Origin of the sequence: Aggregatilinea sp., from assembly GCF_036822615.1 — a bacterium.
Taxonomy (GTDB): Bacteria; Chloroflexota; Anaerolineae; order Aggregatilineales; family Aggregatilineaceae; genus Aggregatilinea.
Genome location: NZ_DAISHJ010000004.1, coordinates 83,118 through 92,048, shown reverse-complemented (window position 1 = coordinate 92,048; position 8,931 = coordinate 83,118). Strand labels below are relative to the sequence as shown.

Here is an 8,931-nt window from a genome sequence, read left to right as displayed (position 1 = left end):
AGGATTGCAGGGGCGGATTGCGATACGGCAGGGCGCAGGCTCAGCCGCAGGTGAGGGCCTGGACGGGAATCACGGCGAAGGTGCCGTTTTCGTAGGCGGGATCGCCCCGGATGCCCCACGCGCGGACGGCGACGACGTGCGAGACGCCGTAACGCGCGGCGGCATCGCACAGGTGCGCCTGGGTCATGGGCGCAAAGGTGAACGACTCGGGGTCGAAACCGAGGTCCAGCATGCGCTCGTACCACTCGATCGCCCAGCCGTTGTGGAAGATCCCGACCGTGCCGTCCTTCCAGTCACCCACATAACCGCGCCGGGCCACCATGCGGAAGCCGTCATACTCCGGCGGGGTGAGGAAGTAGGCGTCCGGCGTGGTATTGGCCTCGATCCAGACCAGGGCGGCACGCCAATCGTCTGTGGTGCGCTGCTGCGCGGTGGGCAGCGCCGCGGGGATGAACGCGGGCAGCGCCAGCCCGATCAGGCCCGCCGCGAACCACCCGAACGTTCCGGCGGACGTCTCACGGCGCAGCACGTAGACAGCTCCCAGCAGCGCGACCAACGCGACGGCCAGGATCGCGGCGACCAGCACGCCGTGGGCGTCGATCCAGGGCGTGTCGAGGTCGATCACCAGCGGGTACGGTGTCGGCTGGCCGGGCGGGAAGAACTCGATGACCAGCCGGGGCAGCACGAACGCCAGCAGCAGCGCAAACGCGATGCCGCGCCGCCGGGCGTCGGACGATTCGAGCAGGTGGGCGAGCATGTGCGCGACGTAGGTCAGGATCAGCAAATTGATCAGCCACGTGCTGCGCACCAGCTGCAGCTCGATGATGAACTCGACCGGGACGATCTCCGCGAAAACGATGCCGACCGCGCACAGCAGCGCGATGCCGCCCACCATCGCTAAAATCTGCCTGTGCTGCGCGGGCCGTCCGGCGCGCCACGAGAGCCGCCACAGGAGCAGCATCGCGCCGAACCCGGCCCACAGCAGCGGCGAAAACGAAAACGGGAAGACCGCATACCACAGCCGCAGCCGCACGATGTCCACGAACTCGTCCAGCGACGCCTCGGTGAAGGGCAGCGTCAGCCGCCAGATCAGCACGGGCAGCGCAAAAACCAGCAGCAGCGCGTAAATGCGCACAATCTGTTTCAGCGAACGGTGCGGATCGGCCAGCAGCGCCATGCCCCACATCACCGCGACAAAAAAGCTCGTCATGGCGTTGATGTTGGCCGCGACGCCCAATACGACCGCCGCCAACAGGGGCCGCCGCCGGAAAAACAGGACCAGCGCCCACACCTGAAGCGCAGCGGCGAAGGTGGTGTGCGTCACGAAGGGGGAATGGATGAAGTCGCCGCCGGGGTTGGGCCAGTAGGCCATCCACAACAGCGCCGCGACCATCCCGGCCAGCGGCTCGCGGAAGATCGCCACGGTCAGCGCGCAGACGCCTGCCAGCGTCGCGGCGGAGGCCAGCACGTAGAGCGCCAGCATCAGCGGTTCGAGCGGAATCGTGCGCGAAAGATAGCCCAGCGCCGGGTAAAACAACGTCACGTAGCTGGCGCGGACCTCCAGCAGAAAATCGCCGGGGAACAGGGACGGATCGGCGTAGGAGTCGATGACGGGGATCTGCACGGCCTGATCGCGGAAATTATTGGGGTTGGCGTGCTCGATGCCCTGCACACCTAAAACAAGAAACAGCGCCGCCGAGACGAGGAACAATAGAAGGACGAGGGGGCGGTGATGCGCGTCAGCGAGTGCCTTCAAGAGAACATCCCATCTGTGCGGTGACCCGGCGCGACAAATCACCCCGCGCAGTATGGGTGCGCGGGGATCCCTGGAAAAGCAGAGGTGCGCGCCCGGCGCACCCCGGCAATACTGGCTCGATTGGATTTCAACCGCCCGGTGCGGCTGTGGTGATTAACGCGGGTGACAGGCCCGGGCACGGTCGCGCAGGTGCGCGTTGGCGTGCAGGATGCGCCCAAGATCGTAGCTTTGCAGCACCGAGCGCTGCGCTGCGTCCGCGCGAAGCTGCCACTTGATCAGCCGGATCTCGCCGCCCTCGATCTCGATGCCGGTGATGCCGTCGGAGTGCACGCACGCGCCATCGTTGAGGTAGGGCAGCGCCGCGCCCGACGCCGGAGTTGGGAAGTGAGGCCGGTGCGTGTGACCGCAGATCAGCAGCAGGCCGTTATCGCGCGCCCAGGCCGACAGGTGATGGTCGCGGGCGGAGAGCCGCGCGCTGTTTTCCGCGTCGTGGTTCAGCTCAAGGCCGGTGATGCGCTGGATGGGCCGCCAGCCGTAACGAACGGCTTTGCGGCTCAGCCACGCGTAACGATCGGAGTAAAAATCGCCCTGGTGACCGTGCGCAATGACGATCCGCCCGCCCAACACGATGGCGGGATGCACGCTCATCGCGCCGAAGACCGGGCCGAGATAGCGCCGGACCAGCAACGGATTCGCCAGCGCGTCGTCGTGGTTGCCGTAAACGCGCAGGTAGTGCGTGCTGCTCAGCGACGCGAACTCACGCTCGGCGGCGACCGCCGTGTCCGCGTAGACCCGCGACACCGTGCGGTAATTCGTCTTCCAGCCTTCCTCGACGTCGCCGTTCAGCACGAGGCGGTAGTCCTGCCCCAGATAGTGGGACAGGGCGTGGCAGTAGACGTCGCGGTTGTGCAGAAAGTCGTCGACGTTCTTCTGGCCAGAGCCGCGATGCAGGTCGCTGAAGATGATGTAGCGATCGCGCGACAGCGAAAAATCGGAGATATGAAGGCCGCGCCGGACCGCTTCGTCCAGGCCGCGATAGGTTTTGGTGCGCTCAATGCGCGCGCTCAAGGCTCTTGTTCGCGCCCGCAGCCCGCCCGTGAGCGGCAGCGCGGGCGCGGGCTGAGCACCGACGAGATCGCCGTATTGAGAAGCTATTTCCATGAGAGTCCCACACTCCCCTACATCCGCTAAAACCAAGTCCACTGTAACCAGTACACGTTAAGACCGGGGCGCGGTTATACCAACAAAAGGTTAGAAGAACATTAAAAGTTGTTCTGAGAGGACTTATTCGATGAATTTAAGTGGCAGGGACAATTCTATTTTACTCAAAACACAACGCCGAGGCGAATCGTAATGGTCGCCCCGGCGCTGCTTCCTGACAAACCCGAACAGGAATCGATCAATCCTGCGGCAAAAACTCCGGGCGGATGGGCGTGAAGGTATCCACCAGCCGCGCGTGAGCCGTTAGAATCTGCACGGTATGCGGCGCGTTGGCCGGGATCGTGATCAGGTCGCCGGGGCCGAGACGATGCGGCTCGCCGTCGATGAAAAACAGCAGCTCGCCTTCCGCGACGTAGGTCACCTGCCGGTGCGGGTGGCTGTGCGGCGGATCGGGCTCGGCGGCGGGGCCGTCGTCGAAGTCGATGACGGTCACCATCAGGTCGTCGGTGTAGGCCAGATAGCGCGTGCGGCGCGGCGCGATCGATTCTGGCTGCACCTCGTGCGCGTGTACAACAGTCATGAGATTTCCTTATTCTAAAGTTCCAACAAGTACAACTGCACCCGCCCGCCCCTATCGGAGGCGTAGAGGATGCGGCTGCCGTCCCAGTCCCAGGTCGGGTGGCAGTGGCTGCTCTGGGTGTGCCACGAGGTCCCGTGCGAGGCCAGCGGTTCGAGCGTGGCCTTCTCGCCGGAGATGTCGATCAGCACGAGCTGATCCACGTCGTCCCCGACCAGCACGGAATTATCCGGGTTGGCATGGTAATGGTTGCAGTAGAACGGCATGTCGATGCGCTTGATGAGATTGCCCTTGCGGTCCATCAGGCCGACGAAGGGGATCATCTCGTTTTCGTTGACGTGCACGTCGGTCACCACAGCCTGCGTACGGTCGGACGTGATCGTGCCATCGTGGCCGGGGCCGCGATCGTCGAAGAAGATGTAGCCGTCCTGGGTCCAGAACTCGTGGCCGATCGAGTCCTGCTCCACCTGACGGAAACACGGTTTCGCCTCGCGCGAGATGAAGTCGAGATACCAGATCCGCTGCGTGACGAGGTTCCACGGCCCTTCGTGGCAGAACGTGCCGAAGGTCGAGTCGTCGGGCGAGAACTGGAAATGACCGAGCTGGTGCGTGTCGCGGAAGACGTCAAACGCGCCAGAGCCGTCGATCATCGCCACGGTGATGCGGCCATCTTTGATCTCGTAGTAACGCTCCTTGAAGCCCGCGTAGTTCGCGCCGTGGTAGTGGATGGGCGACGCGTTTTCCTCGTTGCGGCAGAACGCGACGTAACGGCGGTTGGCGGCAATCGAAGGGACGCTGGAGATGGCAAACGGGCCGGTTTCCTCATACAACACGGTGGTCGTGCCCGTTTCCAGGTTCAGCGCTTTGACCTTGCCATCGAGCGCGGTGTAGCTGATCAGCGTGCCGTCGGGCGTCTTGGTCGCGGCGTGGGCGGAGCGCATGATGTCGTCGGTGAGGCGCTCGACCGCGCCCGTGTCCAGGTCCATGCGGTAGAGGCTGTATTCCGGGTCTTCGTGCGGGGCGCGATCCTTACCGGAATCGCGGTCGGACGAGAAGATGATCGCGTTCTGGCCTTGCACGAACGAGTTCTCGGTGAAATAAAGGTGGACGTTGTTGCCGGTCGCGGTCAACTGCGTGATGGTGCGCCCGGTTTGCTCGTCCTTGAACGTGCGCATTTCGGAACCTGCCATGATGGACTCTTTCGTACCTTTCGTAAAAAGGGTTAAGCGCCAGATCACCAGGTGCTGGCGCATGAGCAGCGAGCGAACAGCGGTTAGTTGTTAGCGAGTAGCGATTAGCAAAAGCAAAAGCAAGTGCGACCTCACCCCCGGCCCCTCTCTCCAGTCTGGGCTGGAGACAAACACGTCTCGATGAGGGTTTGTAGGGGCGGGTATGCAACTAGCCCTGTCTACGTATCCAAATTTCAAAGATAACGTCCGGTCAATCAAGCTCAGGCATTGAGCGGCGTCAGGCGCACGGTGAAACACGTGCTGCCCGGCGGCAGGGCGATCGCCAGACGCGACAGCACGCCGTCCAACTCGTTGACGCGGCAGGCCTCTTCGAACGACTCGACGGCCAGCGTCACGCCCGCCGGTTCGAGCACTTCCAGCGCGACCACTCCGCCCTCGCCCGTCACGCGCGCGGTGGTCCCGTCTACTTCGACCGGGAACCAGCTCACGAAGGCCTCTTCGATTTCGAGCGGTGCACCGTCGAAGGTGAAGTCGTCGCGCAGGGTGACGACGCCGCTGGCCGCGTCGAGTTCCGCCGTGCGGCGCGCACCGGTCAGGGCGGGCACGTCGTAGGCGGCGTGGAAATCGACCACGGCGAACTTGGTCGCGTCGTGCTGGCCGTACTCGACCAGATCGCCGTGAAACTGCTGCGTTCCGCCGAACTCCGGGCCGGGGGCCTGAAGCTGCCCCGCGATGCGCGGGACGTTGTGCCCCAGTGAGTTATTGAACGGGTTGGCGTAGCGCTGGCGGCGGAAATAGAACTTGCTGTATTTGCCGCGCCCGGCGTCGGGGATCAGGCTTTCGCCGCCCACATTATAGATAAACGACCCCACATCGGTGTGGCTATGGTGGCCGTCGTTGTGCCCGGCCTTGATCGCCAACACGACCGGATCGCCGCTCGCCGTCTGGCCGACCATCTTAACCACGCCGCAGACCGGCAGCGTGAAATCGGACAGTTCCAGCGACGGGACCGGCTGCGTGGCGTCCCACCACGCCATCGCGCGCATGTCGATCGCCAGCTTGGAATAATAGTTCGCGCTCTGGCGCACGACAACCCGCTCGGTGGCGCGCGTCTCGGCTTCCGCCAGATTGCCGTCTTCGCTCATCGCCAGCAGGCCGCGCAGCGACTCGACGCCGGTCCGCTCCGCGAGGCGATTGACGACGCCCGCCGAGACGGACAGCACTTCCGTCGCGTCACCGAAGTTGATGAAACGGTTCGGCGGGACGAGCACCATGCCCGGCGCGTATTCCGCGATGGCGCGCATCTCCGGCCCGGCCAGAATATCCAGCTCGCCGCCGGTGATGTCGCGCAGAAGCTCCGCGACGGAGGCGAAATACATCAGGCCGTAATTCCAGTAGCCGACGCCCTCGATCGAGCCGCCGTCGGACTCGAAGCCGGTCGCCACGTAGGCCGCGAAGCCTTCCAGCACCATCGAGAGCGCCTGCGCCAGCGTCTCAGGATCGGTTTCCAGGCGCAGGAACGCCAGCCCGATCGAGCCGTTGCACACGCCGTTCCAGTTCAGCGCGCCCTTAAACCACCAGTGATCGCGCCCGTGCGCGAGGTAGGGCTTAAAGATGCGGCGCTCGACTTCCTGGCGGATGCGCTGGCGCACTTCCGGCGCCATCTGATCGCCGACGAGGTAGACCGCTTCCGCGAGGGACGCGCCCGTCTCCGCCGCGAACAGATCGATTGAATCCGGCTCGCGGGTGAGCGCGGTGTGCGCGCCAAACGGCGTCGTGCGGACGTAGGGCGGGTTCAGCTCCCAAAAGGCGGGACCCTGCTCCTCGTGGGCGGGCATGACCCAACTGGTTTCCTCGCAGATGCTCCAGGCGAGATCGTGCACGGCGTCGCGCATCGAGTCGTCGCCGAGCATCAGTTCCAGCACGGCGCGGGTGAACATGGCGCGCTTGAGGAAGTAGGGCGTCTCGAAGCTGGGGCGCTCGCCCGTGCGCTCGAACTCACGGTAAAGGGTATAGGTCAGCGTGGGGATGGCGGTCACGTCCGGGATCACCTGGCGCAGCCCGGCCAGGAATACCGGCGTGGTCGGGGACTGCCGGACCGCCGCGCGCAGATCCTCCACGGGCCGGGGCGCGGAGACCCAGGCTTTCAACTGGTCTTTCGTTGGCTGCTGCACGTCAATTGACTCCTGTGAGTGAGAGTTCCTTTGCAAAGTGGCACGCCGCGCCGTGATCGCCGACGGTGACCCACGGCGGGGTCTCTTCGCGGCAGATGGCCTGCGCGTAGCGGCAGCGGGGATGGAACGCGCAGCCGCGCGGCGGGTTGGCGGGGTTAGGCACGTCGCCGGTGAGGATGATGCGCTCGCGGCTGACGTCGGGATCGGTGGACGGCACGGCAGACAGCAGCGCCTCGGTGTAGGGATGCAGCGGCGCGTCGTAGAGCGTGGTCGAATCGGCCAGCTCCACCACGCGGCCCAGGTACATCACCGCAACCCGGCTGCTGATGTGCTGCACGACCGACAGGTCATGCGCGATGAACAGGTAGGTCAGGCCAAACTCGGACTGCAAGTCTTGCAGGAGGTTGACGACCTGGGCCTGGACCGACACGTCCAGCGCGGACACCGGCTCGTCGCAGACGATCAGCTTGGGGCGCAGCGCCAGCGCGCGCGCGATGCCGATCCGCTGCCGCTGGCCGCCGCTGAAGGCGTTCGGATAGCGGTTCATGTATTCGGGGCGCAGGCCGACCCGCCGCAGCAGATCGCCCACTTCGGCTTTGAGCGCGTCGCCCTTGAAGCGGTTGTGGATCACCAGCGGCTCGCTGACGATGTCCAGCACCGTCATGCGCGGATTGAGCGACGAGTACGGATCCTGAAAGATCATCTGGATCTCGTGGCGGTAGCTGCTCAGCTCGCGGCTGCTCAACTGGGCAAAATCCACCAGCCCGTTCGAGGCTTCGCCCGTGACGTGCGGGCCGGACTGCTCCGTGTCGCTCGCCTCGGAATGGTACAGAATTTGCCCGTGCGTCGGCTTATAGGCGCGCACCACGCAGCGGCCCAACGTCGTTTTGCCGCAGCCGCTTTCGCCCACCAGCCCGAGCGTTTCGCCGCGCCGGATGGCAAACGACACGCCGTCCACGGCGCGCACGTAGCCGACGGTGCGCTTGAGCACGCCGCGCCGGATCGGGAAGTGCATCTTCAGATCGTGCAGTTCAACCAGCGTGTTAGGGTCAGTCATGGCCCGCCACTCCATCGGAATACAGGGTGCAGCGCACGAAGTGTCCCGGCTCCACTTCAACCAACGGCACTTCATCGATGCTGCTGCACGACGGCTTAGCCACCGGGCAGCGGGGGTGAAAACTGCACCCCTTAGGCACGTTGAACGGGTCGGGGATCATGCCGGGGATCGGGTGGAGGCGCTGGCGATCTTTCCGGCCCAACTCCGGCACGGACTGCATCAGGCCCACGGTGTAGGGATGGGCGGGCCGTTTGAACAGCGTCCTGCGGTCGGCCACCTCGACGATCTTGCCGAGGTACATCACGGCAACGCGGTCAGCCACTTCGTTGATGACGCCCAGGTTGTGCGTGATCATGATGATGGCCGATTCAAACTCGTCTTGCAGCCGCCGCATCAGGTCGAGGATCTGCGCCTGGATGGTCACGTCGAGCGCGGTGGTCGGCTCGTCCGCGATCAGCACCGAGGGGTTGCACGAGAGGGCCATCGCGATCATGGCGCGCTGGCGCATGCCGCCCGAATACTGGTGCGGGTAGGAGCGGATGAACTGGCGCGCGTTGCCGATACGCACCGCTTCGAGCATCTCGACGGCGCGATCTTCCGCGTCTTTGCCGCTTACGTTCTGGTGCAGCGTGATGGCTTCGATGATCTGCTCGCCGATGGTGTGCATCGGCGAGAGCGAGGTCATCGGCTCCTGGAAGATCATGGCGATCTCGTTGCCGCGAATGGCGCGGATAAGGCTGCCTTCGGGATCGACGGTGGTCAAATCGACCACATCGCCGTTGCGGCGGCGGAACCGGATCGCGCCCCGGCTGATCTTCGCCGTGCGTTTGGGCAGCAGGCGCATGATGCTGTGCGCGGTGACACTCTTGCCGCAGCCGCTTTCGCCCACCAAGCCGAGCGTTTCGCCGGGGCGGACGTGAAAGCTCACCCCGTCCACGCCGCGTACCAGGCCATCCAGCGTGCGGAACGTCACTTGCATGTTGTCGATTTCGAGAATGTGATCAGGATTCATGGCG

Annotated in this window: 7 protein-coding genes; all 7 read right to left on the bottom strand. The window is 64.7% G+C overall.

The genetic code is table 11. The features are described 5' to 3' along the window. Nucleotides 1–40: 40 nt before the first annotated feature. Complete coding sequence (locus V7116_RS02900; protein WP_324390239.1) at nt 41–1,756, bottom strand: DUF6798 domain-containing protein; 1,716 nt, start codon at nt 1,754–1,756, stop codon at nt 41–43. Nucleotides 1,757–1,909: 153 nt separating this feature from the next. After that, nucleotides 1,910–2,917: a metallophosphoesterase gene (locus V7116_RS02895; protein WP_324390237.1), complete on the bottom strand. Its 1,008-nt coding sequence runs from the start codon at nt 2,915–2,917 to the stop codon at nt 1,910–1,912. 238 nt (nt 2,918–3,155) lie between these two features. Beyond that, nucleotides 3,156–3,497 carry a cupin domain-containing protein gene (locus tag V7116_RS02890; RefSeq protein WP_324390235.1) on the bottom strand — a complete coding sequence of 114 codons (342 nt, stop codon included), beginning with the start codon at nt 3,495–3,497 and terminating at the stop codon, nt 3,156–3,158. Nucleotides 3,498–3,511: 14 nt separating this feature from the next. After that, on the bottom strand, nt 3,512–4,684 hold the full coding sequence (locus V7116_RS02885) for an oligogalacturonate lyase family protein (RefSeq protein ID WP_324390233.1): 1,173 nt from the start codon (nt 4,682–4,684) through the stop codon (nt 3,512–3,514). A 260-nt stretch (nt 4,685–4,944) separates the two neighbouring features. Then, complete coding sequence (locus V7116_RS02880; RefSeq protein ID WP_324390231.1) at nt 4,945–6,858, bottom strand: heparinase II/III domain-containing protein; 1,914 nt, start codon at nt 6,856–6,858, stop codon at nt 4,945–4,947. A 1-nt stretch (nt 6,859) separates the two neighbouring features. Continuing rightward, nucleotides 6,860–7,915, bottom strand: a complete 1,056-nt coding sequence (locus V7116_RS02875; protein WP_324390229.1) for an ABC transporter ATP-binding protein — start codon at nt 7,913–7,915, stop codon at nt 6,860–6,862. Beyond that, nucleotides 7,908–8,927 carry an ABC transporter ATP-binding protein gene (locus tag V7116_RS02870; protein WP_324390227.1) on the bottom strand — a complete coding sequence of 340 codons (1,020 nt, stop codon included), beginning with the start codon at nt 8,925–8,927 and terminating at the stop codon, nt 7,908–7,910. The genes V7116_RS02875 and V7116_RS02870 overlap by 8 nt, the downstream gene beginning before the upstream one ends. Nucleotides 8,928–8,931 lie beyond the last annotated feature (4 nt).

Coding starts and splice junctions, on each gene's coding strand:
- V7116_RS02895 (WP_324390237.1), bottom strand. CDS start 2,917: ATGGAAATAGCTTCTCAATACGGCGATCTCGTCGGTGCTCAGCCCGCG.
- V7116_RS02875 (WP_324390229.1), bottom strand. CDS start 7,915: ATGACTGACCCTAACACGCTGGTTGAACTGCACGATCTGAAGATGCAC.
- V7116_RS02870 (WP_324390227.1), bottom strand. CDS start 8,927: ATGAATCCTGATCACATTCTCGAAATCGACAACATGCAAGTGACGTTC.
- V7116_RS02885 (WP_324390233.1), bottom strand. CDS start 4,684: ATGGCAGGTTCCGAAATGCGCACGTTCAAGGACGAGCAAACCGGGCGC.
- V7116_RS02890 (WP_324390235.1), bottom strand. CDS start 3,497: ATGACTGTTGTACACGCGCACGAGGTGCAGCCAGAATCGATCGCGCCG.